We start from the raw sequence: 24232 nt of genomic DNA, 5'->3' as shown, positions 1-24232 counted from the left end.
TAATTAGCCGTGTTTCACGGTCTCGTACACCTCAAAGGCCTGCTTGGGGGTGTAACCCTCGTGGACCACCTTGCCGATGGCCTGGGCCATACCGGCGGGGCAGTCGGACTGGAAGATGTTCCGGCCCATGTCCACGCCGTGGGCACCCTCCTGGATGGCCTTGTAGGCCATCTCCAGCGCGTCCAGCTCGGGCAGCTTCTTGCCTCCGGCGATGACGATGGGCACCGGGCAGGCGGCGGCCACCCGTTCAAAGCCGTCGCAGTAGTAGCTCTTGACCACGTTGGCTCCGTTTTCCGCCAGAACCCGGGTGGCCAGCAAGAAGAACTTTTCGGTGCGTTCCATCTGCTTGCCCACCGCTACCACACCCAGAGTGGGCATGCCGTAACGGGTGCCGGCGTCGGCGGTGCGGCACAGAAGCTCCAGGGAGCGGCTCTCACCGGGGGCGCCGATGAAGGTCTGGACAGCCACACAGGCTGCGTCCATGCGCAGGGCATTTTCCATATCGCAGGCAATGCCGCCGCCGTTGGACATGTCGTCATAGAGCACGGTGGAGTCGTAGGTCACCCGCACGCACTTGGCCACCGGAGCGGCAGGGGAGATGCAGGAGCGGATGACGCCCTTGGTGCCCATGAGCACGTTGACATAGGGAGCCAGGGGCGGGATCACCAGATCGATGCGCTCCAGCCCGGCAGTGGGACCCATGATGTAGCCGTGGTCAAAGGCCAGCATCACGGTGTTGCCCGACTTGGGGTCAAACATCCGGGCCAGACGGCTTTTCATGCCGAAATCGCAGTGGGCCGCGCCCTTGACATAGAAGCCCTCCTGGGCTACGGGGACGTCCAGGTGGTAGTCGTGGGCAGCCTTGTTGCCGATGTTGTCAGCCATAGCGGGTCCCCCTTACTTCTTGGTGAGGTAGGGGGTGTGGCAGGGGGCATTCCACAGCCGCAGCAGCTCGTCGTCCATGCGGGCCATGAACATCTGGAAGCCGGCCTGCTCCTGAACGGTGAGCAGCTCGCCCACGTAGTTGGCCACAATCTCAATGTTCTTCTCCTTCAGGATCTGCTCACACTTGCGGTAGATAATGAGCTGCTCCATGAGGGTGGTAGCGCCCGAACCGTTGATGATGAGTATGACCTTCTCGCCGGACTGGATGCCGATGTCCTTGAGCAGGGCATTGACCATGATCTCGGCGGTCTCATCGGCGGATTTCATGGGCTGACGGCCACCGCCGCCCTCGCCGTGCTGGCCCATACCGATCTCCATGTCGTCCTCGCCCAGGTCGGCCAGAGCGGCGCCGGTGGAGGGATGGGTAGCGCCCCGGACGGCCACGGCCAGGGTGGCCATGTTGTCGGCGAAGCGCTGAGCAATGGCGGCCACTTCCTCCAGGCTCTTGCCCTCGGCGGCGGCGGCGCCGGCAATCTTATAGGTGGGGATGCAGCCTACCAGGCCGCGGCGGTCGTCGGCGTTCTCACGGGGAGCGTTGGACACGTCCTCCTGGGTGACCACCTTCACCACGTTCAGGCCCAGCTTCTTGCACTGCTTCATGGTCAGGTTGCCGGTGAGCATGTCGCCGGCGTGGTTGAGTACGATGTACAGCACGCCCTTGCCCTTGTCGGCCAGCTTGATGGCGTCCACACAGGCCTGGGGACCGGGAGCGGCAAAGATATCGCCCACCACGGAGATATCCACCATGCCCTCGCCCACGAAACCGGAGATGGCGGGCTCATGACCGGAGCCGCCCTGGGTGACGATGGTGACACGGTCAGCGCCCTCCAGGGCGTTGTTGATGATCATGTTTTCCTCGCCCCGGTGGATGATGTCCCGGTTGGCGGCGGCCAGACCGTCCAGCAGCTCATCGGTGAGGTTCTCGGGATTGTTGATGAATTTCTTCATTTTCATGGGGAAGTCCTCCTTGTATGATCTGAAAAATATTGAGTGTCAGATTCCCTGTGCCAGTCCCCGGAAGAACAGGGCGGTGGATACCGCGCCGGCGTCGGGGGTGCCGATGGTTTGTTCCTTATAGCTGCGGGCCCGGCCGAACTTGGAGACAAACTGTTCGCTGGCCTTGGCGCCCTCCTGAGCGGCCTGGGCAGCGGACTCCAAAATCGCCTTGCAGTCCTCCTGGGTCTGCTGGGCAGCCTGCACCGCGGGGATCAGCGCGTCCATCATGGTCTTGTCGCCCACCTTGGCGGTGGTGATGTCTTCCATCTCGCTCAGGCAGCCGGCAAACATGGCCTTCAGGCCTGCCTCGTCCACCTGGCCGGCGTCATCGTCCAGATTGACGCCCAGTCCGCCGATCATAGTGCCGTACAGCGGTCCGGCGGAGCCGCCCTTGACCTCCATCACGGCCATCCCCAGACTGTCCAGGAAGTCCTTGATGGAGTCCTCACCCCACTGGGGCACCCGCTCCTGGATGAGCTTGGCGATCTTTCCCATGGTGATGCCGTGGTCGCCGTCGCCAAAGCGGGAGTCGATGTCACTGAGATACTGGGTGTTCTCCTCCAGCAGCTTGGCCGCCTGGAGCAGCATGGCGCCCAGAGCCTCTCGATCCAAAATCATGCGTCCTTCCTCCTTGTCTGATCCGGTGCTTTTTAGCCCGTGTCCCTGTTACGTTTGCAACAAAATCATAACAACGAGTGTAACAAAAGTCAATCAATTTTGTGCAATTCTACCTATTATAGGAAATTTGACATGGGTTTTTGTGAATATCTAGTTCAAAAACAAAACTTGATGTTACATATGTAACACACGGCGCAAAACGGTGTTCCGGCGCTACAAAGGTTTAAGCTGCATTTTACACAAACCGCGTGGAACGGACACGGCCCCTCTGTTACAATAGACCCAGACTCCCTTCCGAGGAAGGAGGATGGAAGATGAGCGGTCAGTGCCAGAGCATCGGAAATACGAGTTCAAGGCCTTCCTGCGCCTGCTCTCTCCTCCCCCCTCGTCTTGCGGCAGATCTCGGGCTGGACGCCCATGTCGGTGTCCAGCCCAGGGTCTGCCGCTGCTTTTTTAGGGAGCCTGTGTCCCGGCGGAATACCAGTTGAGAGGAGTCATGTTTATGCTGCCCTGTCAGAATACCTGCCCCAACTACCAGCACGGCTGCCACAAGAGCTGTGCGGCCTGGAAAGAGCTTCAGGAGCGTCAGCGCCTCCAGCGTCAGCAGAAAAAGGCCTATCTGGACTACTACAATGACCTGTGCATCACAATGGCCCGGCAGTTCCGGGCGATGAGTCCCTGCCGCCTGGTCCGATAACGGCCCATACATAGAAAAAACCCCAGCCCACCAGAGAGATCTGGCAGGCTGGGGCATTTTGTTGTAGGTCAAATGGGCAGCAGGGCACAGGCAATGCGGAAGTAGACCACCAGGGAAATGGCGTCCACAATGGTGGTGATCAGGGGAGCGGCCATGATAGCCGGGTCTGCGTGGCACAGCTTGGCGACCATGGGCAGCACACCGCCCACCGTCTTGGCCAGCAGCACGGTGACAAACAGAGCCAGAGCCACCGTCAGGGCCACCATCTGGTTGCCGGGGTAGGTGATGATCAGGCGCACAAAGTTCACCGCGCTGAGTACCACACCCACCAGCATGCTCACCCGCAGCTCCTTCCAGAAGACCTTGGCAAAGTCCTTGGGCTGGATCTCGCCCACGGCCATGCCGCGGATGACCAGGGTGCTGCTCTGGCTGCCGGCATTTCCGCCGGTGTCGGTGAGCATGGGGATAAAGGTGACCAGCAGGGGCATGGCGGCAAAGGCGGCCTCATACTGGCCCAGGATACCGCCGGTGATCATGCCGGAGATCATCAGCACCAGCAGCCACAGGATGCGGTGCTTGGCCAGGGACAGTACGCTGGTTTTGAGGTAGGGCTTCTCCGAGGGGGCCATGGCGGCCATCTTCTCAAAGTCCTCGGTGGCCTCCTCTTCCATGACGTCCATCACGTCGTCTACCGTGACGATGCCTACCAGACGGCCCTCCTTGTCCACCACGGGCAGGGAGATAAAGTCGTACTTCATCATCCGGGCCACCGCTTCCTCCTGGTCCTCGGTGGTCTCGGCGGTGATCACATCGGTCTCCATCAGGTCGGCAATAAGCTGCTCGTCCTGAGCCAGGAGCAGCTCCTTGATGGTGAGCACGCCCTCCAGCCGGCGGCCGGCGTCGGTGACATAGCAGGTGTACACGCTCTCCGAGTTCTCCCCGGTGCGGCGAATGTGAGCGATGGCCTGGGCCACCGTCATGGACTGTTTCAGGTCGGTAAACTCGGCGGTCATGATGCTGCCCACCGAGTTGTCGGGGTAGTTCAAAAACTGGTTGATGAGTTTGCGGGTGTCGGGGCGGGCGGCCTTCAGCACCCGCTTGACCACGTTGGCGGGCAGCTCCTCCAGCATGTCCACCGCGTCGTCCACATACAGCTCCTCTACAATCGCGGAGACCTCCTGGTCGGTGGCCGACTGGATAATAACCTGCTGGGTGTCCGGCTCCAGATTGGAGAACACCTCTGCCGCCATCTCCTTGGGCAGGGCGCGGAACACCACCACGATCTTGTCCTGGGGCAGCTCCTCCAGGAACTCGGCGATATCGACTTCGTTCTCCTCCAGCAGGGCGGCACGCAGCGCGTGCAGATCACGGCGCTCCAGCAGCTCCAGCAGCGCCTGAATATCCATCATCTTCTTCTCCATTGGAAATTCCTCCTGTTCTTGGTTTGATACAGCGAGGAAGCTACCAATTGGACATACAAAACCGCGGCAAACCTGCCGAAGAAGACTCTTCGGCTGTTTTCCGCGGTGATATCCGAGTATGGAGCCGCTAAGGCGGCGCAAAGCAGAGCACCCCGAAGGGCGTGGTCAAATCACTGGGAAAGCCAGGCAGCCTGGACAGTCCCGGTCCATATCGGAATATCACGGTCCATATTGGTACTTCGTCCGCATAAGTCCACCTGGATTTCCTCCTTTTATCGGTATTTTGGCAGAGTTTCCTCCACCGGATTCCAGAATAGCATATTTTTTTGCCCGGAACAAGTTAAAAATTGTAAAGAATTTTTGGATTTTGGCGACGGCGAAAAAAAGAAACCGCCGCCCGGGGACCGGTCCGGAAGAGACCGGTCCGCCGAGACGGCGGGATATCTATGGGAAGTTACCGGGTGGAGTCGTAGGTGTACACCGGGGGAGCGGGAGGGACAAAGGAGATCCGGGCGTCGTAGAATCCAGCCCGGGCCAGTCCGGTGTAGGGCAGCAGCCAGAGCTCCACCGGCAGGCACAGCAGAAGCCCAACCAGCGAGCCGGCGGTGGTTCCGGCAACCAGAGTCATCAGCGTTTCCGGAGTCGCGCCGCTCTGGAAGATTCCAATCAGGGTGGGGATGAGGAAGATAACCTGGGCAAGAATGGCCAGACCCCACTCCAGCAGGTACCAGCCCAGGAAGGACAGGTCCAGCTTGAACAGCTCTAGTTTCCAGCCGCGCATCAGGCCTACGCTCTCCCGCACCGCAGCAGCCGCGCCCCGATCGGGGCGGTCCATCAGCAGGTAGGGGGCCAGCGCATAGCGCAGGCGGATAAAATAGAGGTAGGGGATCAGGGCGAAGGTGAACAGCTGGGTCAGAAGGATCATCATTTCCAGACTGTTGGCGGCGGAAATGATCACCGTAGCAGGGATCACAGGCAGCAGGCACCAGCCAAACAGCCGCAGGAAGATCTGGATCTCCATCAGCAGCACCTGACCGGCCATGCCGAAGCCGTCAATCAAGGTGGCAAAGTCGGCCTCATCTCTCCGCCAGGCCCTCAGGCACCATATCTCATAGCCGAAGTTCATTACCACGCTGTACAAGGTGAGCAGCAGGGTGAAGAACAGGGGGAAAAACTGTACTCCGGAAGAGGAAGCGGCCAGACTGGTGGTAAAACCGGCCAGATCGGAAATGGTGCTCACGCCGGTGGTCAGCCCCCAGAACAGCAGGGCCACCAGCCAGGCGGGAGGAACATTTTGCCGCATGGTCTGTCTGGCCCGGTCCTTCAGGGCCTTGCGATGGATCTCCATGGGTATCATCTTGTGTCTCCGTTCTATGTATGAATTTGTGCTCAGCTCTCCCAGTTCTCCATGACCTGGCGCAGCTGGTCAGCCAGCTTTGCCAAGTCCTTGTTGGGACGGCCGCGGCTGCGGCTGATGAGAGCCTCCAGCTGCTTGGACACGTCCAGCAGCCGGACAAAGGCGGGAGAGCCCTGAGCAGCGCCGCCGGACACCCGCTTGGGTTCCAGCACCACGCCCTTGGCCAGCATCACATTCTCCGCCAGGTCGTAGACCTCCTGATAGAGAGGCGCGTGGGCGGGAATGCCCCGGTCGTTGAGGGTCTGGGCAAACAGGTCGGTGACCGGGCTGTCGCCGTGGACCACAAAGACCTGCTTGGGAGCGGGGCTGAAGCGGCCGATCCAGTCCAGCAGGTGGGTGCGGTCGGCGTGGGAGCTGAGTCCCTTAAAGTTGATAATGCGTGCGTTGACGGCGATCTCCTCGCCGAAGAGTTTGACGGACTTGGCGCCTTCCAGCAGCCGCCGGCCCAGAGAGCCCTCCGCCTGGTAGCCCACGAACACCACGGCGCACTCGCTGCGCCACAGGTTGTGCTTCAGGTGGTGACGGATACGGCCGGCATCACACATGCCGGAGGCGGAGATAATGACCTTGGACCGGGGGTCCAGGTTCAGGGCCTTGGACTCGTCGGTGGACTGAACCAGAGTGAGCCCCGGGAAGGTAAACAGGTTTTCTCCGCCATGGAGGACGGCGATGGCCTCTTCATCCAGGTAGCCCCGCAGGTCCCCGGCGTAGATCTTGGTGGCCTCGGCAGCCAGCGGGCTGTCCACGCACACCTGGAAGTCGGGGTGGGTCTTGACCAGCCCCTCATTTTTGATTTCCCGCAGGAAGTAGAGAAGCTCCTGGGTGCGGCCCACGGCAAAGGAGGGGATCACCACGTTGCCGCCCTGGGCGAAGGTGTCGTCGATGAGCTGGGCCAGCGCTTCGGTGTAGCTCTCAGGCGCCTCGTGGTCCCGATCACCGTAGGTGGACTCCATGACCACATAGTCTGCCTCTTCCAAAAATTCCGGGTCCCGGATAATGGGCTGGTCCACGTTGCCCAGGTCGCCGGAGAAGACCAGCTTGCGCTCCACGTCCCCCTCCTTGGCCCAAATCTCCACAATGGAGGAGCCCAGCAGGTGGCCCGCGTCCCGGAAGCGGATCTTCACGCCCTCGCACAGGTCCAGCGTCTGGCCGTACTCCACAGTAAAGATCTGTTCCAGCGCCGCCTCCGCGTCAGCCACGGTGTACAGCGGCTCCACCTCAGGCCGTCCGGCACGCTTGCCCTTCTGGTTCTGCCACTGGGCGTCGCTCTCCTGAATGAAGGCGGAGTCCCGCAGCATAATGGACAGCAGCTCACCGGTGAGCCGGGTGGTGAAGATCTGGCCCTGGAATCCCTCTTTCACCAGCAGGGGGATCCGGCCGGAGTGGTCGATGTGGGCGTGGGTAACGATAACATAGTCGATGTAGCTGGGGGAGAAGTCCAGAGCGTTGTCGTCATGCTCATCCCGGCCCTGTTGCAGGCCGCAGTCGATGAGGATCTTTTTGCCCCCCACCTCCAGGCAGTGACAGCTTCCAGTGACCGCGTGAGCCGCGCCGAAGAATGACAGCTTCATAACCGTGCCTCCTGTGTTCCTATGTAGTGACTATATTGTACATCGAACCCAGGGAGAATTCTATACTAATTTGTGAATCTTGTCTGGATTGCAGCACCTGGAAGTGCTGGAGGGCTTTGACGATGCCGTCCTCGTCCACCGAGGCGGTGTCCCAGTCGGACTGCCGCTTCACCTCGTCACTGGCGGTGCCCATAGCTACGCCGATGCCGGCGTGGACCAGCATGGAGAGGTCGTTTTCTCCGTCGCCGAAGGCCATGCTCTCCTCCACGGGGATGCCGAAGTGCTCCAGAATGGCGTCCATGCCCTTGTCTTTCCCGCCGGTGGGAGGGATGACGTCCAGGAAGTGAGGATGCCAGCGGGTGGTTTTCAGATGGGGCGCCCGGTCCAGCAGCAGGTGCTCGTTGTCCCGGTCCAGGAAGGTGATGGCCTGGTAGATCTCCCGTCCCAGGGCGTGGGAGGCGGGACGCACCGGAGGCAGGGGCAGGTTCAGGTCTTTCATAAAGGCCCGGGTCAGGTCGTTGATGCAGTTGAGGTAGATTTCCTCGCCCTCCAGGAAGATGCAGGAAAAGGCGTCGTCTCCCGCCGCGGCCACCAGTTCCTCCACGGCCTGAGGAGGCATGGGATTTTTCCGCAGGACCCGGTCTCCGGCAAAGCAGTACTGACCGCTGAGGGTGACATAGCCGTCAAAGGGGAAGAGGTCCCGCACCTGGCCCAGCATTTTCTGGTGCCGCCCGGTGGAGAGAAACAGCTTGATGCCCCGTGAGCGCAGAGTGTGCAGAGCCTGCATGGCTGAGTCGGGTATGGTGTGGGTCTTGAAGCTGACTAGAGTGCCGTCAACATCAAAGAAAATGGCTTTTATCATAGTGGTCTCCTTAAAAAAGGCTTCCCCGAAGGGGGAAGCCAGTGCGTTTTTGTTTCTATGGGGACGGATGTTACTTTAGAACTGCCGGGGCCGCCCCGCAGGGCGGCAGCCCCAGAGGCGAAACGAAGTTTCGCACAAAGTTCTTTGCCAAGCTTTCTTTTTAAGAAAGCGGGGCAGGTTCTAGCTTTTCCACCAGTGCCCATTCCACGCGGCGCTCGCACAGCTCCTCCACCCGGATGCGCAGGCCCATGGCCTCCACCACCGGGCGGCTGCCGTCCTCGGGGATGACCGGCAGCAGAGCAAAGACCAGACCGCCCACGGTGTCGCAGTCCAGCCGCTCCAACTCCTCCTCGTCCAGCTCCACGCCCATGGTCTGGGCCAGGTCCTCCAGATCGGCGGAGCCGGACACCTTCCACTGGGTGTCGCTGAGCTGGATGATCTCCTGCTCCTCCTGGGGGTCGAATTCATCGTAGATCTTGCCCACCAGTTCTTCCAGCAGGTCCTCCAGGGTGAGCAGGCCGCCGGTGCCGCCGTACTCATCCACCACCAGAGCCATGTGGATCTTTCGGTTCTGCATATCCCGGAACAGTACGTCGGCCCGTACCGACTCCGGTACAAAATAGGCCGGACGGAGCAGCTGCTCCAGAGGCAGGGGATCGGGCTTGCTCTTGTTGATCAGGTAGTCCCGGGTGGACAGAATGCCCACGATATCGTCAATATCGTCCTTATAGACCGGAAAACGGGACAGACCAGAGGACTGGATGGTGTCCAGAATGGTCTGGTCGTCATCATCCAGCGCCAGGGTTACCATATCGGTGCGGTGACGCATCACGTCGTCGGCGGTCATGCTGTTGAATTCAAAGATGTTGGCGATAAGCTCCTTTTCATTCTGCTCGATGGCTCCGGACTCCTCGCCCTCCTCCACCATTGCCATGATCTCATCGGCCAGTTCCTCACCCTTATCCCGGCGCAGCCAGGCCAGAATCGGGCGGTAGAGCAGTAAAATTACATTGACAGCCAGACTAATCCCAAACAATATGGGCCATAAATGGTCCCCAGACACGGAAATTCCCCCTTAAATTTAAAAAATATACGAATACAATTTGCATGATAGCACAAAATCTTCCTCCGCGCAAGAGAAACCCCGGCGGCTCTCTGCCCGCTGCCGCTCAAAAACAGAGACTTAACAGAAGCAGGTGCTTTCCTTTTACAAAGTGTGGGAATAGGGTGCAAATGGCCGGCGGATATGCTATAATTTTTCCAAACACCGAACGGAGGAGAGAGCGATGAAGCTGGGTTCAGAGCGTTGGCTGGGCCATATCCGGGAGCTGGGGATTTTTTTAAAATGGCTGCTGTATGCCTGCGGGATCGGGCTGTTGGCGGGAGCGGTGGCGGCCGCGTTCCACTTCGGCATCGATTGGGCCACCGAACTGCGGGGGGAACACCCCTGGGTAGTCTGGCTGGCTCCGGTAGGAGGCGTGGCCATTGTGTTGCTGTACCGGGTGTGCCATATGGAAAAAGACCAGGGCACTAATCTGGTGCTGGTGGCTGTGCGGGAGGCAGAGCCGCTGAAGCTGCGTACGGCGCCGCTCATCTTCCTATCCACCATCCTCACCCATTTGGTGGGCGGCTCGGCGGGGCGTGAGGGAGCCGCGCTGCAGCTGGGCGGCTCCTTAGCCGCCTGGGTGGGCCGTGGGATCGGTCTGGACGATAAAGACCGGCGGGTCATGGTCATGTGCGGCATGGCCGCCGCCTTCTCCGCCCTGTTCGGCACTCCCCTTACCGCTGCTGTCTTTGCTATGGAAGTGGTAAGCGTGGGCGTCATGTATTACGCCGCGCTGGTGCCCTGTGCGGTGGCCTCATCGGTGGCCTTCCTGCTGGCGCGCTTTTTGGGGCTGCACCAGACCTCGGGCTATCCGGTGGGAGAGGCTATGGCTCTCACCCCTTTGACCATGCTCCAGGCGGCGGGGCTGGGCCTGCTGTGCGCCCTGGTGTCTATTTTGTTTTGTAAAGCCATGCACTACGCTCCCAAGCTCTACGCCCGGGTGCTGCCCAATACCCTGGCCCGGGCGGCGGTGGGCGGCGTGCTGGTGCTGCTGCTCACGCTGCTGGTGGGAGAGCAGACCTACAACGGAGCAGGAGACGCCGTCATCCGCGCCATGCTGGCCGGAGAGACCATCCCCGAGGCCTTCCTGCTGAAAATCCTCTTTACCGCTGTCACCCTGGGAGCGGGGTTCCGGGGCGGCGAGATCGTCCCCGTCCTCTTTACCGGTGCGGCCTTTGGTACTACGGTGGGACCGCTGTTGGGGATCCCCCATGGATTTGGCGGAGCGATGGCCATGGCGGCGGTGTTCTGCGGAGCCACCAACTGCCCCATGACCGCCCTGCTCCTCTCCCTGGAGCTGTTTGGAGGCGAGGGATTACCCCTGTATGCGCTGTGCTGCGGCGTGTCCTATATGCTCTCGGGATACTATGGTCTGTACAGCGAGCAGAAGATCGTCTACTCCAAATTCAAAACCGAGTGGATCGACAAAAAAGCACAATGACGCAATCCCCTGGGGCAGTAAGGATCGCGCCTTTGCAACAAGATATTGTGCTACATTTTTTGTCGAATTCAATATATTGACTCCCCCCTTTCAACGTGATATAGTGAAGGCGCGCGAACTACGGCCCGGCGACCTGCCGGGCCGTTACACAGTCTGAAAGAAGAGGGAGAGAATGAGTCATGTACCAAGTGACAAAGCGTGACGGCACCGCCGCCACCTTCGAGATCGGCAAGATCAGCGCCGCCATTACCAAGGCGTTCCAGGCTCTGGACAAGCAGTTCCATCCCAGTGTTATCGACCTTCTGGCCCTGCGGGTCACCGCTGACTTTGAGCCCAAGGTCCGGGACGGCCGCATCGCCGTGGAGGACATTCAGGACAGCGTGGAGGCCGTCCTCTCTGAGGCGGGATACTCCGACGTGGCCAAGGCCTACATTTTGTACCGTAAGCAGCGGGAGAAGATCCGCAACGTCAATTCCGCCCTGCTCAACTATAAGGATCTGGTGGACGACTACCTGCAGATCAATGACTGGCGGGTAAAGGAGAACTCCACTGTCACCTACTCCGTGGGCGGCCTGATCCTCTCCAACTCCGGCGCCATCACCGCCAACTACTGGCTGAGCGAAATTTACGACCAGGAGATCGCCAACGCCCACCGCAACGCCGAGATCCACCTCCACGACCTCTCCATGCTCACCGGCTACTGCGCCGGCTGGAGCCTGAAGCAGCTCATCCAGGAGGGACTGGGCGGTATCCCCGGAAAAATCACCTCTGCCCCTGCCAAGCATCTGTCCACCCTCTGCAACCAGATGGTCAACTTCCTGGGCATCATGCAGAACGAATGGGCGGGCGCTCAGGCCTTCTCCTCCTTCGATACCTATCTGGCTCCCTTTGTTAAGGTGGACAACCTGACCCAGAAGGAAGTCAAGCAGTGCATCCAGTGCTTCGTCTACGGCGTCAACACCCCCAGCCGCTGGGGCACCCAGGCTCCCTTCTCCAACATCACCCTGGACTGGACCGTGCCCAAGGACCTGGAGAACCTGCCCGCTATCGTAGGCGGCAAGGAGCAGGACTTCACCTACGGGGACTGCAAGAAGGAAATGGACATGGTGAACAAGGCCTTCATCGAGATCATGATCGAAGGCGACGCCAACGGCCGCGGCTTCCAGTATCCCATCCCCACCTACTCCATCACCCGGGACTTTGACTGGAGCGAGACAGAAAACAACAAGCTCCTCTTTGAGATGACCGCCAAGTACGGCACTCCCTATTTCTCCAACTACATCAACTCCGACATGGAGCCCTCCGACGTGCGCTCCATGTGCTGCCGCCTCCGTCTGGACCTGCGGGAGCTGCGGAAAAAGTCCGGCGGCTTCTTTGGCTCCGGCGAGTCCACCGGCTCTGTGGGCGTGGTCACCATCAACCTGCCCCGCATCGCCTATCTGGCCAGCGACGAGGCCGACTTCTACAAGCGCCTGGACCACCTGATGGACATTGCCGCCCGCAGCCTGAAGACCAAGCGTACCGTCATCACTAAGCTGCTGGATGCAGGCCTCTATCCCTATACAAAGCGTTATCTTGAAAGCTTTGATAACCATTTCTCCACCATCGGCCTCATTGGTATGAACGAGGTGGGCCTGAATGCCAAGTGGCTGCGGGCAGACCTGACCCATGAGGAGACCCAGAAGTTTGCCCAGAATGTACTCAACCACATGCGGGAGCGCCTGAGCGACTATCAGGAGAAGTACGGCGACCTCTACAACCTGGAGGCCACCCCCGCCGAGTCTACCACCTACCGCTTTGCCAAGCACGACAAGCAGGAGTTCCCTGACATCATCACCGCCAACGAGAACGGCACCCCCTACTACACCAACTCCTCCCATCTGCCTGTGGGCTATACCGAGGACATCTTCTCCGCCCTGGACATCCAGGACGAACTCCAGACCCTCTACACCTCCGGCACCGTGTTCCACGCCTTCCTGGGCGAGAAGCTGCCCGACTGGAAGGCGGCGGCCAACCTGGTGCGGAAGATCGCCGAGAACTACAAGTTGCCCTACTACACCATGTCCCCCACTTACTCCGTCTGTGCCGACCACGGCTACCTCACCGGCGAGCAGTACGTCTGTCCCATCTGCGGCAAGGAGGCCGAGGTGTACAGCCGTATCACCGGTTACTATCGCCCGGTGAAGAACTGGAACGACGGCAAGACCCAGGAGTTCAAGGATCGGAAGGTGTACGACATTAACCATTCCCACCTGCGTCGTGCCGGCCGCGCCGGCTCTCAGGTCACAGTGGACAGCACTCCGGCTCAGAAGGCGGACAGCGACGAGCTGCTGCTCTTTACCACCCGCACCTGCCCCAACTGCCGCCAGGCCATCAGCCTGCTGGACAAGGCGGGGATTTCCTACCGGAAGGTAGTGGCGGAGGAGAGCCCCGATCTCACCACCCGTTACGGCGTGCGGCAGGCTCCCACCCTGGTCTATGAGGATCAGGGACAGGCAGTGAAGCTCACAGGCGTGGGCGCCATCAAAAAGTTCGCCGATCAGAACCGCGCCGCCGTCTGACCGCTTTCTTGAAAGAAAGCTTGGCAAAGAACTTTGTGGGAAACTTCGTTTCCCCTCTGCGCCCGTAAGAAACATATTTGTAGGAGCGACATTTCCGTCGCTCCTACTTTTTTATGGGTAAGGAGGTTCAGCCCGCTCGATACCTGCCGCACCAAACAGGTAGGCAGGCACCAGGCGGGTGTACGATAGAATACAGTAGCCTACAAATTTGGACGGCAAAAGGCCCCAGTGGGCCGAGAGTAGAAGAGAGCATGGTCATAGCTTAGAACCGCCGGAACTTAAGCACCGGCCAAAGGGACACGCCCCCGTAAAACGGGGTCCGGGGCAAGCCGCCTGTGAGCACCCGCTCACCGAAGGCGGCCCCGGCGGTTCTTTGGTTACTTTCTGTCCGCACAGAAAGTAACACCCCCGTCCTCCACAAAGAAAGAAAACTTATCCACATTCTGAATTTAAAATGTGGACAAAAAATACTCCGTTCCCACAAGGGGAACGGAGTATTTTGATTGGTCAGATTATTCCTCTGCCATCGCCTTCGCGGCCTCAATGGCCTTGGCCTGAGCCATGGGCGGGCAGTCCTCGTAACGGACAAAGTGGAAGGTGAAGGAACCACGGGACTGAGTCATAGCCCGCAGATCGATGGCGTAAGAGGTCATCTCCGCCATGGGCACCTCAGCCTCGATCACCTGCTCACCGTTGTCGGTGGGAGTCATGCCCATCACGCGGCCGCGGCGCTTGTTCAGATCACCGATCACGTCGCCCATGTAGCTGTCGGGCACGGTGACCTTCAGCTCGCCCACAGGCTCCAGCAGCACGGGGTTGGCCTCGGGCATAGCGGCCTTGTAGGCCAGCTGAGCGGCGGTCTTAAAGGCGATTTCGGAGGAGTCCACGGGGTGGTAGCTTCCATCGTACAGAACGGCCTTCAGGTTGACCACGGGGTAACCGGCCAGAGGACCATGGACGCAGGCCTCGCGCAGACCCTTTTCCACAGCGGGGAAGAAGTTCTTGGGCACGGAGCCGCCGAACACTTCCTCGGCAAAGACCATCTCTTCCTGGTCGAAGTTGGGCTCGAAGCGGATCCACACGTCACCGAACTGGCCGCTGCCGCCGGTCTGCTTCTTATGACGGCCCTGCTTGGAGACGGTCTTGCGGATCTTCTCACGGTAGGGCACGCGGGGAGTCTTCAGCTCGGTCTCCACGTTGAAGCGGCTCTTCAGTTTGGACACCAGCACATCCACCTGGATGTCGCCGGCAGCGTAGAGCACCATCTGGTGGGTCTCGGCGTTGTTGACCACGGTGAAGGAGGGATCCTCCTCGTTGAGGCGGTTCAGGCCCTGAGCAACCTTATCCTCCTGGCCGCGGGTCTTGGGGGAGATGGCCACGGAGTAGTTGGGCTCGGCGAAGGGGATGGCGGCCAGGGAGATGACCTTACGGGCATCGCACAGGGTGTCGCCGGTCTTGACCTTCTCCATCTTGCCGATGGCGCCGATGTCGCCGCAGGAGAGCTCCTTGACCTCTTCGGCCTTCTTGCCCCGCATGATGTACAGGCGGCCCAGCTTCTCGTTGTTGCCGGTGCGGGAGTCCACCAGGGTCAGGTCGGAGGTGATATTGCCGGAGAGAACCTTGATGAAGGAGTACTTGCCGTACTGGTCGGAGACGGTCTTGAACACGAAGGCACAGGGCACGCCACCGGGAGCGACTGCGAACTCCTCCTTGGTGCCGTCGGGAGCAACGCCCTTACGCATGTTGCCCTCGGCGGGGTTGGGCATCAGTTCCACGATGTTGTCCATCAGCATCAGGGAGCCCATGGTGTTCACAGCAGAGCCGCACAGCACGGGGAACAGGGACAGCTCGCGCACGCCCTGGCGCAGGCCCTGGATCATCTCGACATAGGTGAAGTCCTCGCCGGAGAAGAACTTATCCATGAACTCCTCGCTGGTCTCGGCCACGGACTCCTTCAGAGCGTCGTTAAACTCGGTGATGACGTCTTCCTTGCCTTCGGGGATGTCGATCTCAACGCGCTTGCCGTTCTGCATCTCATAGGCGCGCTTGTTGAGCACGTCGATGATGCCGGTGACCTTCTTATTCTCGTCCCAGATGGGCACGACCACGGGAGCGATCTTGTTGCCGAAGCGCTCACGCAGGGCGTCGAAGGTGGCGTTGTAGTCGGAGTTTTCCTCGTCGGTCTTAGAGATATAGATAAAACGGGGCATATCCCGCTCTTCGCAGTATTTCCAGGCCTTCTCCAGGCCCACGGAGATGCCGTCCTTGGCGGAGCAGACGATGATGGCGGCGTCGGCCACGGTGAGGGCCTGCATCACTTCGCCGGAGAAGTCAAATCCGCCCGGAGTATCCAGCACATTGATCTTACATCCCTTGTACTCCAGAGGAGCCACAGAGGTGGTGATGGAGATCTGACGCTTGATCTCCTCCTGATCGTAATCGCATACGGTATTTCCGTCGGCACACTTGCCCATGCGGTCGATGGCGCCGGTCATATACAGCAGGCTCTCGATCAGAGCGGTCTTACCGCTTCCACTGTGACCCAACAGGCAGACGTTACGGATGTTTTGTACAGAATAGCTCATGGTTGATCCAACTCCTTGTTTCGAACATCTGTGACACATATGCGCAGAGTTTGCACTCCGGCATGTGGTACAATCCTGTTGGTTATTATAACGTAATACCCCGGTTCTGGCAACTGTTTTTTTGGCGCGATTGCCCGTTGTACCCCGGGTGAGCCGGGAGATTCCATACCTTTTTTTATGAAAAGTGCCTAAAAAGCGAGGAATTGTATAAATTAACAAAGAATATAAAAAAGGGACCCGCAAAATTCCGGGTCCCTTTGGGATTATTTTCCGCTTTCGCCCAGACGGACGATACAGGTTTCGCTCCAGGGGGTGGAGGTGACGGTGTATTCCGCCTTCTCCTCATCTAAAATCCGGCACAGCTGCTCCAGCACCTGGCTGCTTACGGTGCAGCTGACATTTCCCTTGTTGTCCACAGACCACTCATCCAGGGAGGGCAGCAGGCGGGAGACGCCCTCCGGCATGGTGTAGAGTACCAGGACCGTCTGAGTAGATGTGGTAGAGGGCTGGGCCTTGTTCTGTGCGTCGGGCTCTCCGCTCTGGCCCTCAAAACCGCTGACCGACGAGTCGGGGGTCGTCTGGCCGGAGGACTGAGAGCCCTGCGTGCCGCTTGATTCTACCTCCGGCTGGGGATCCGCAGTGCGGGGCTGGGGGACGGAAGCGGGATCGCTGCCCCCATCGTCGGGAGCCTGGGCGGGGTCCAAACCGTATTGGGTGGCAGAATCGCTCTGGGAGCCGTCAGCAGTACCGGACGACTGGGAGGATACTTCGCCCTGACCGGAGGTGACCATGCCGCCGCTCAAATTCCCATCCTGGGGCAGGGAGCGGTAAATGCCAATGCAAAGGAGGGCGCAGGCTGCCAATCCCGCCAAAGCCCGGACCTGAGGCCGACGCCACAGGGGGATCACCTTGGGCTTGCTCTGGGTCTGCTGCACCTGAGCCATCACACGCTGGGTAAAGTCTGCCGGAGCCTGGATCTCTCCCAGGTTCCGCAGAGCCTGGTCCAGCTGTTCCAGCTCCTCCTTATCCTTGCGGCAGGAGGGACAGGCGGCCAGATGTTCCTCCAGCTCCTGCTTCTCCTGAGGGGAGAGGGGTTCGTCTAACTGCTGGCTGAGCAGTTCCCAGGCACGTTCACACGAGATCACAGCCATCACCTCCGTTTCGTTCCTTCTTTTTGGGTAGACGTGTCGGAGGCAAAAAAGTTCCCTTCCGCAGTCAAAATTTTTTTCAAAGCCAGCCGGGCGCGGGCGATGCGGGATTTCACCGTGCCCAGGTCCAGGTCCAGCGCCGCTCCGATCTCCTGATAGGACAGGCCGGACAGCTCCCGCATGACCAAAATCTCCCGCTGGTGGTCGGGGAGAGCCTGCAGGCCAGCCTCCACCGCTTCCTTTGCCATGCGGCGCTCGGTCTGAAGGGCGGGATCGGCCTGGTGGTCGGCGGGCTCCCAGTCGCTCTCGCCGTCCTCTCCGGTGAGGGAGGCGACCTCCAGGTCCCGGCGGCGCTTGCGGCGGCGGAGATGGTCGATGCAGGCATTGCTGGTGAGACGGTACACCCAGGTGGAGAAGCTGCTCTCCCCCTTAAAGGTGGGCAGAGCCCGCCAGGTATTGAGAAAGGCCTCCTGGGCTGCGTCCTGGGCGTCCTCCGGGTCGCCCAGCATCCGCAACGCCAGGGAATAAACACGGTTTTGATTGTCCAGCACCAGCTGTTCAAAGGCTCCTTGATCGCCTGCTTTGGCCCGGGCGATCAACTCCGCTTCTGTCATCTTCTCCACCTCCTTCCCCCGCTTTCTTGAAAGAAAGCTTGGCAAAGAACTTTGTGCGAAACTGCGTTTCGCCTCTGGCCCGTCCTGTGTACTTCTCATGGTATAACATGTCCCCTCGCCTGCGGCCAGACTTTGTTATCATTTGCAGGGACAGATATCATCCGCCCCCGCCGACAGAACTGCCCCCCTGGCTATGCCAAGCCAGGCGGTGTGCGTACAGCGCACTATCCACCAAATTTTACACGGTCAGGGCCCAGTGGCCCGGCGGCAAGGAGGACCAACCATTCAGATTTTGCCCGCCGGATGCAAGTGCCCAGGCAACAAGAAAGCGTCCCCCGTAAACTGGGGGACCGGGGGAAAGGTGACTATGAGCGCCCGCTGTGCGTAGGCGCTCATCGGAGCCGTCCCCCGGCGGTGTTTTGGTTACTTTGCCGCCGCGGGCAAAGTAACATCGTTTCTCCTGGCGGCCAAAGGCCACCCGTATCCCAGCAGATTAAGTAAGATCCCTCAAAATCCCCTTGGTCACCTTATATACGTCCTCCAGGGTGGTGATCTTCACGATCTGCTCCTTATAATAGCCCGCGTGGGGCACGCCCTTGAGATACCAGGCATAGTGCCGCCGGGCCTCCAGACAGGCGATTTTTTCGCCCTTGTTGGCCGCCGACAGCTCAAACTGCCGCACTGCGGTGCGGCACCGTTCCTCCAGCGGGGGCATGGGTGGGATCTCCCGGCCCTCCAGGGCGGCCTTGCACTGGGCAAACAGCCAGGGATTTCCGAATACGCCCCGGCCGATCATCGCCATGTCCGCTCTGGTGTATTTTAAGATCCGGGGCGCGTCCTCACCCTTAAAGACATCGCCGTTGGCGATGACCGGGATCTTCACTGCCTTTTTGACCTCTCGAATCCAATCCCAGTTGGCGGTACCGGAATACATCTGGTTGCGGGTGCGGCCGTGGACAGCCACGGCGGCGGCGCCCGCCTGCTCCATGGCCTTGGCAAATTCCACGCAGTTGATGGAGCCCTTGTCCCAGCCCAGACGGAACTTTACCGTCACGGGGCAGCCTGCGCCGCGGATCACCGCCTCCAGCACCTTGACTGCCTTGTCCGGGTCCCGCATCAGGCCCGAGCCGTCTCCGGAGTTTGCCACCTTGGGCACCGGACAGCCCATATTGATGTCGATAAAGTCAGCCCCGGATACCTCGTGGGCAATGGCCGCGCCCTCCTGCATGCACACCGGGTCGCTGCCGAAGATCTGAGCGGCGGCGGGGTGCTCTCCCTCTCCCAACTGGAGCAAGGGAACCGTCTTTTTATCCTGATAGCACAGGGCCTTGGCGCTGACCATCTCGGTGCAGGTCAGGCCTGCGCCCTGCTCCCGGCAGATGGTGCGGAAGGCCACGTCGGTGACTCCGGCCATGGGGGCCAGAGCCAGGGGTGTTTCAATGTTGATTCCAGCGATGGATACCATGTGTCCTCCTATGGTCAAGGGCCGGAAAACCTTCCCGGCCCGAACTGTTCACGCCATTGTATCACACCCTGTATTGGTTGACAAGGGCGGCGGAAATCATTAAAATTGGGAAAAACCCTGTATATATAAGGAGAGAGAAACCATGGAGCTTGCCCTGCGTGCCGCCGCTCTGGGCGGCGTGAGCATTTACCGTCCCATCCTCAAAACCCCTCTGATGACCGCGCTGAGCCAGCTTTTGCAGGCCTGCCGGGGCGGAGCGGGACAGGAGGCTCTGGACCGATACACCGAAGTGTTCTATCAGCTGCGTCAGGAGGGATTTTCCGGCCTGGGTGACTGGCTGTGGGATCAGCTGCGCTACACCGACAACCCCTACGGGACTCTGGTAGACTTGGGCGGAGAAGACCCGGTGCTGGAGAGGGCTGCCCGCCGGGATGTGCAGGCCCTGATGGACCTGGCCAGCACCCCCTGTACGGCCTATCTGGAGGCCATGACTGCCGCCCTGCCCCAGGAGTATGCCTCTGTGGTAGAGGAACTGCCCCAGTGGGAGGCCAAGGTCCCCTTTGATTTTGAGTCCCTTACCGCCTTCTACCGGGAGAATGGCTGCGGCCTGTACGCCCGGTATCGGGCCTTCCTGTGGGAGGAGGGACATCTGGTTCCGGTGCCCGATCCTGACTGTCCCCACCCCATCGAGCTGTTGGGCTATGAGCAGCAGCGGCAGCAGGTGCTGGACAACACCCGTCTGCTCCTCTCCGGCCGTCCGGCCAACAATGTGCTGCTCTTCGGCGACGGTGGAACCGGCAAGTCGGCTACCGTAAAGTCCATGCTCTACCGGGAGGGGATGGAGGACCTGCGCCTCATTGAGATCCAGAAGGAGAACCTGGTGGGCATGTCCCAGCTGATGCGCTCTCTGGGAGGCCGCCGGCACAAGTTCATCCTGTTTATTGACGACCTGGCCTTTGACCAGGACGATAAGACCTACTCCTCCATGAAGACCATCCTGGAGGGCGGCCTGGAGAAGCGCCCGGCCAACGTGGCCATCTACGCTACCTCCAACCGCCGTCATCTGGTGCGCCAGAACTTCTCCGACCGGGGCACCGACGAGGTGGATGCCTTCGAGACCATTGCGGAGAAGACCGCCCTGGCCGAGCGCTTTGGCCTGCGCATCCCCTACCTCACCATGAACAAAAAGGAGTATCTCAGTCTGGTGGATCATCTGGCCGGACTGGAGGGGCTGGAGATGGACCGGGAGGTGCTTCATGCCAAGGCCATGGAATGGGAGATCCGCCACGCCGGACGCACACCCCGGGTGGCCCGGCAGTTTATTGCATCCCTGCGTACACCCTGAGGGGGACCTCTTGTCCCCGGTCAGCATATGTGGTATGATATGGAATAAGAATGTATCCGCTTGCACAAGCATTCTGCCTTGGGAGGTGGGTTTATGATCACCGCGTACCATAAGGAATACAGCGACTGCCTGGGCCGGGATATGGAATTCAAGGTCTACGGTTCCGGCGGTAAGCCTGTGCTGGTCATCCCCGGCGAGAAGGGTCGTTTCTTCCAGTGGGAGGAGACCGGGATGGTGGAGGCGCTGAAGTCGGAGCTGGAGCGGCACCGCCTGCAGCTGTTTGTGGCCGACACCATCGACGCGGAGACGGTGTGCAACCAGTGGGGCGACCCCTACCACCGGGTGCGCATGCACGAGGGTTGGTACCACTATGTGGTGGATGAACTGGTCCCCCGCATCGGGGAGCTGAACGCCACCGGGCAGGATCTGCTGGTGGTGGGCTGTTCCATGGGCGCCTACCACGCGGCCAACTTCTTCCTGCGCCGCCCCGACCTGTTTGACGGGCTGATCGCCCTGTCAGGCGTGTACGACACCTATGGGATGTACCAGGGCTACATGGATGAGGTGGCCTATGCCAACGACCCCTGTGTCAGCCTGTCCGGCATGGCTCTGGACCACCCCTATATTGATATGTTCAACCGTCGGCGTATGGTGTTCTGCTGCGGACAGGGAGCGGGGGAGGAAGCCTCCCTGGCAGCTACCCGCCGTCTGGAGCAGGTATTCCTGCGCAAAGGTATTCGGGCCAGAATGGACTACTGGGGCTTTGATGTGGACCACAGCTGGTTCTGGTGGAACAAGCAGATGCCCTACTTTTTGCCCTATGCCCTGGGAGAAGAGCCTTGGCCGCCCAGAGCCAGAGAGGACCGGGAGGAGCCGGAGCACGCCTATTATCCCTACTATCCTTACTCCCCCTTCCCGCCCAGGGAGCGGCTGCTCTACTTTGAAGAGGACTTTGATTAACGAAAAGCCTTCGTTTCCCGTTGGGAAACGAAGGCTTTTTTACGCTTCATGAGGTCGGGCCTGTCTGAGTCTGCGTTGGCAGAACAGGTGGGATATGGTATGATAGCATCAAACACTTTCTTCTTTGGGGAGGCGGGCCATATGGATGAACTGGTGTATCTGTTTGAGCTGGACTCCGTGCGCAACTCACCCCAGGAGATCCTTCGAGCGCAGTGGGCTATGTTTCGGGAGGTGGCGCTGAAAGGAAACCGGGTGGTGCTCTCCTTCAATCAGCTCACGGACTCAGAGGGCTTTTTGTGCGGCGTGCGGGCCCCCAAACTTTATCCCCATCTGGCGGCTTTGTTTGAGATGGGTGTGCTGAAGTACTCTCGTTTTGCTCCGGGGAGTTATGGAAAGCCGGTGGATGACGCTGCCCTGCGCAGAGAACTGTCCTCCTGCCGCAGCGAACATGCCCCATTGTTTCAAGCCGGTGTACTGAAAGCCTATGATCCGCTGCCCAGTCGTGCCCCGCAGCGCATTTTGCGCACGGCCTCCCACTACATTCAAAACGGGGTAGACCAATGCCTCAGTGATACCAAGGGACGGTTCCTTTTTTCCGCGATCCCGTTCCGCTCAGATAACAAAAGGATGCTTTCTGCCATTCATTATGCGCTGGAGTACAGTGATCCATCGATTCTGGATGAGGTACACCATGCAGCTGCCAACCACAATACCGATGGAGTGGGGGAGAAGGGTGAAGCCTTGAAGCGGGAGAGGCTGGATTTTGCCAAAACCTATGTGGAACTCATCCTTCGCCTGAGCCGGGAGCCGCTGGCAGCCAATCCGCCGCAGCTGGAACCCCATCCGCCTATGACGGAATTCTTGTCTCGTGTGCTGGCACGGTGTGAAGCGGCACAGCCGCCCCAGGCTTTTTCTCTCTGGCCTCAGCTGTGCCGAGGTGCACAAGTAGTTGGGCAGCTTTGGCCCATAGTACAGGAGCGGGGAGCACTGAACCAGCGCAGCGATTGGTACGCTGTTCTTCGTATAGCCCAGGCCAAAGGGTGGGATGTTTCCTCGCTGTGCATGGCCGAGGCCATTGTGGATCTGTGCTATAATTATACCATTGCTGAGAGTATTCAAGGACTGACTCGAAGCTTTCGGGACGAAGAGCTGTTTTGGCAGGATTTCCTTCAGCGTCTGCCGCCCTACTGGAAGGATGGCCAGCAGGGCATCCATAAGTTTCTTAAACCGGACAGTACCGCTCCGGCGCCTGCACCGCCCGCAGGCCGCCTGCCGCGTTGGGATACAGCGTCCCGGTTGGTCCGGCATGCCCCAGGTTGGCATCAGAAGGAAGCGGACGCTCCCGCAAAAGGCAGAAAAAGAGGCTGGGGGCGATATATCGCCCTCAGCCTGTGTCGCCAGATCATCATTGCGCTGTTTTATGGCCTGCTGTTCCTTTTGGTCTCTCGGCTTTTGGAATTGCCCGAGGATATGTTTCTGGATCTGGGGGCGCAGGGCCATGTGAATCCCCACGCCCTGACCGCACTTAGTATCGTGATTTTTGGTGTGGTGGGTTCCTTTATCTCCTGGAAGTTCAATTTGCTGGACATTCTGGAGATTTTTCGCCAGTTTGGTCTGTCCCTGTGGGACGGAGCAGTCTTGCTGCGAGCATGGCTGCGCAAGCCTGATTAAGAATGTTTCTTTCGGCACAGATACTGTAAATAGGCACCCAGAGTAATTCCGTCAGTAATGGTGCCGTCGGCCACCTGCTGAGCCATCTCCTCCGGTGTGACCCAGCGCAAACCGTGGATGCCCTCTCCGTTGTCGGCGGGGATGTCTACTTCCCCTACCTGGGCACAAAATACCTGTACCTTGCCTGCACTGATGCCGGTATCGGTCTGAATTTCCCCCAAAAACTCCAATTCCTCTGGGGCAATGCGGACACCCAGCTCTTCCCAAAGCTCCTTGGCTCCGTTTTCCGCCGGAGTCAGATCCTCCCCAAAGCCTCGGGGAAATTCTCCGCCGCTCTCCATACGGGGGGGATGACGGAAAATGGACAGAAGACCAAAACGGCCATTCCGGCAGGGAATCACGACCACACCATTACTCTTGTGGGGATAGACCACCCGGGCGTAGGTATATAGCTCCCCATTTTCCCGTATGCACAGATCAGCCAGGACAAAATAGTAGGGAGAGTTGTCGTAGACGACCCCTACCGGTTTGCCAGTAGAGGCAGAATAGTTTCGCAGTGTCTCCTCGTCCATGCAAAGAGGAATCTGGTCAGAGGGGGCGAAGAGCTCAGGCCGTCGGGCGGCCAGCTGAAAATACTGGGTGATCGAGTCCATACCGGTCTCCTTTCGCCAAAATATAAGGAAGAAATAAATCTAGATTTTCTATGCCAACATCATAATATATGCAGAAAAAAGCTGCAAGCCTTGTTTCATTTGGCTTGCAGCTTTTTGTGTTTCTCTCTCACACGAGCACCAGTGTAACAAAGCAATG

Annotated in this window: 19 protein-coding genes; 6 read left to right on the top strand and 13 right to left on the bottom strand. The window is 59.7% G+C overall.

The genetic code is table 11. The features are described from left to right. Positions 1-3 precede the first annotated feature (3 nt). The 3 genes from lsrF to ACEVJL_RS06170 are packed head-to-tail and all read right to left on the bottom strand — an operon-like array spanning position 4 to position 2559. Positions 4-885 (bottom strand): 3-hydroxy-5-phosphonooxypentane-2,4-dione thiolase, encoded by an 882-nt coding sequence (gene lsrF, locus ACEVJL_RS06180; RefSeq protein ID WP_110441498.1) that lies wholly within the window; start codon positions 883-885, stop codon positions 4-6. Between the two features lie 12 nt (positions 886-897). Beyond that, on the bottom strand, positions 898-1899 hold the full coding sequence (locus ACEVJL_RS06175; RefSeq protein WP_374737211.1) for a dihydroxyacetone kinase subunit DhaK: 1002 nt from the start codon (positions 1897-1899) through the stop codon (positions 898-900). A gap of 39 nt (positions 1900-1938) precedes the next feature. Further along, positions 1939-2559, bottom strand: coding sequence for a DAK2 domain-containing protein (locus ACEVJL_RS06170; RefSeq protein ID WP_302667157.1), 621 nt, complete (start codon positions 2557-2559; stop codon positions 1939-1941). Between the two features lie 502 nt (positions 2560-3061). Between ACEVJL_RS06170 and ACEVJL_RS06165 the strand changes: the two genes are divergently transcribed. Beyond that, positions 3062-3256: a hypothetical protein gene (locus tag ACEVJL_RS06165; RefSeq protein ID WP_008982190.1), complete on the top strand. Its 195-nt coding sequence runs from the start codon at positions 3062-3064 to the stop codon at positions 3254-3256. Between the two features lie 68 nt (positions 3257-3324). Here ACEVJL_RS06165 and mgtE read toward each other — a convergent pair whose 3' ends face one another. From mgtE to ACEVJL_RS06140, 5 genes are all read right to left on the bottom strand, one after another. Continuing rightward, positions 3325-4677: a magnesium transporter gene (gene mgtE / locus ACEVJL_RS06160; protein WP_374737210.1), complete on the bottom strand. Its 1353-nt coding sequence runs from the start codon at positions 4675-4677 to the stop codon at positions 3325-3327. 454 nt (positions 4678-5131) lie between these two features. Further along, entirely contained in the window at positions 5132-6034 is a 903-nt protein-coding gene (locus ACEVJL_RS06155; RefSeq protein ID WP_374737209.1) for a DUF975 family protein, read from the bottom strand. 32 nt (positions 6035-6066) lie between these two features. Beyond that, positions 6067-7665, bottom strand: coding sequence for an MBL fold metallo-hydrolase RNA specificity domain-containing protein (locus ACEVJL_RS06150; RefSeq protein WP_374737208.1), 1599 nt, complete (start codon positions 7663-7665; stop codon positions 6067-6069). A gap of 19 nt (positions 7666-7684) precedes the next feature. Continuing rightward, positions 7685-8527 carry a Cof-type HAD-IIB family hydrolase gene (locus ACEVJL_RS06145; RefSeq protein WP_374737207.1) on the bottom strand — a complete coding sequence of 281 codons (843 nt, stop codon included), beginning with the start codon at positions 8525-8527 and terminating at the stop codon, positions 7685-7687. A gap of 160 nt (positions 8528-8687) precedes the next feature. Further along, positions 8688-9590, bottom strand: a complete 903-nt coding sequence (locus tag ACEVJL_RS06140) for a hemolysin family protein (RefSeq protein WP_243142118.1) — start codon at positions 9588-9590, stop codon at positions 8688-8690. A 223-nt stretch (positions 9591-9813) separates the two neighbouring features. Between ACEVJL_RS06140 and ACEVJL_RS06135 the strand changes: the two genes are divergently transcribed. Together ACEVJL_RS06135 and ACEVJL_RS06130 are read left to right on the top strand one after the other, a co-directional pair. Continuing rightward, a complete protein-coding gene (locus ACEVJL_RS06135) occupies positions 9814-11073 on the top strand; it encodes a chloride channel protein (RefSeq protein ID WP_302667152.1) in 1260 nt (419 codons plus the stop codon). 179 nt (positions 11074-11252) lie between these two features. Next, a complete protein-coding gene (locus ACEVJL_RS06130; protein WP_374737206.1) occupies positions 11253-13634 on the top strand; it encodes a ribonucleoside triphosphate reductase in 2382 nt (793 codons plus the stop codon). A 512-nt stretch (positions 13635-14146) separates the two neighbouring features. Here the strand turns inward: ACEVJL_RS06130 and ACEVJL_RS06125 are convergent. The 4 genes from ACEVJL_RS06125 to dusB all read right to left on the bottom strand — a co-directional run bounded on the left by ACEVJL_RS06125 (position 14147) and on the right by dusB (position 19446). Continuing rightward, complete coding sequence (locus tag ACEVJL_RS06125; RefSeq protein ID WP_008982182.1) at positions 14147-16219, bottom strand: elongation factor G; 2073 nt, start codon at positions 16217-16219, stop codon at positions 14147-14149. 263 nt (positions 16220-16482) lie between these two features. Further along, complete coding sequence (locus ACEVJL_RS06120) at positions 16483-17364, bottom strand: anti-sigma factor family protein (RefSeq protein WP_302670742.1); 882 nt, start codon at positions 17362-17364, stop codon at positions 16483-16485. Between the two features lie 5 nt (positions 17365-17369). Beyond that, positions 17370-17981, bottom strand: coding sequence for an RNA polymerase sigma factor (locus tag ACEVJL_RS06115; RefSeq protein WP_374737205.1), 612 nt, complete (start codon positions 17979-17981; stop codon positions 17370-17372). Between the two features lie 493 nt (positions 17982-18474). Next, on the bottom strand, positions 18475-19446 hold the full coding sequence (gene dusB, locus ACEVJL_RS06110; protein ID WP_374737204.1) for a tRNA dihydrouridine synthase DusB: 972 nt from the start codon (positions 19444-19446) through the stop codon (positions 18475-18477). Positions 19447-19588: 142 nt separating this feature from the next. Here dusB and ACEVJL_RS06105 point away from each other — a divergent pair, with 142 nt between their 5' ends. The 3 genes from ACEVJL_RS06105 (at position 19589) to ACEVJL_RS06095 (ending at position 23422) form a co-directional block, all read left to right on the top strand. Beyond that, on the top strand, positions 19589-20791 hold the full coding sequence (locus ACEVJL_RS06105) for an ATP-binding protein (RefSeq protein ID WP_374737203.1): 1203 nt from the start codon (positions 19589-19591) through the stop codon (positions 20789-20791). Between the two features lie 93 nt (positions 20792-20884). Beyond that, entirely contained in the window at positions 20885-21751 is an 867-nt protein-coding gene (locus ACEVJL_RS06100; RefSeq protein ID WP_110441486.1) for an esterase family protein, read from the top strand. A 141-nt stretch (positions 21752-21892) separates the two neighbouring features. Beyond that, a complete protein-coding gene (locus tag ACEVJL_RS06095; protein WP_374737202.1) occupies positions 21893-23422 on the top strand; it encodes a hypothetical protein in 1530 nt (509 codons plus the stop codon). On the opposite strand, the gene ACEVJL_RS06090 is transcribed toward ACEVJL_RS06095, so the two are convergent. Further along, positions 23419-24075, bottom strand: coding sequence for an NUDIX hydrolase (locus ACEVJL_RS06090; RefSeq protein ID WP_374737201.1), 657 nt, complete (start codon positions 24073-24075; stop codon positions 23419-23421). The two genes, ACEVJL_RS06095 and ACEVJL_RS06090, sit on opposite strands and share 4 nt — an antisense overlap. Positions 24076-24232 lie beyond the last annotated feature (157 nt).

The sequence above is a fragment of the Flintibacter porci genome, from assembly GCF_041925195.1.
Lineage (GTDB): Bacteria > Bacillota > Clostridia > Oscillospirales > Oscillospiraceae > Lawsonibacter > Lawsonibacter porci.
The sequence above is the reverse complement of the archived record's forward strand: the minus strand, read 5'-3'. Positions and strand labels throughout refer to the sequence as shown.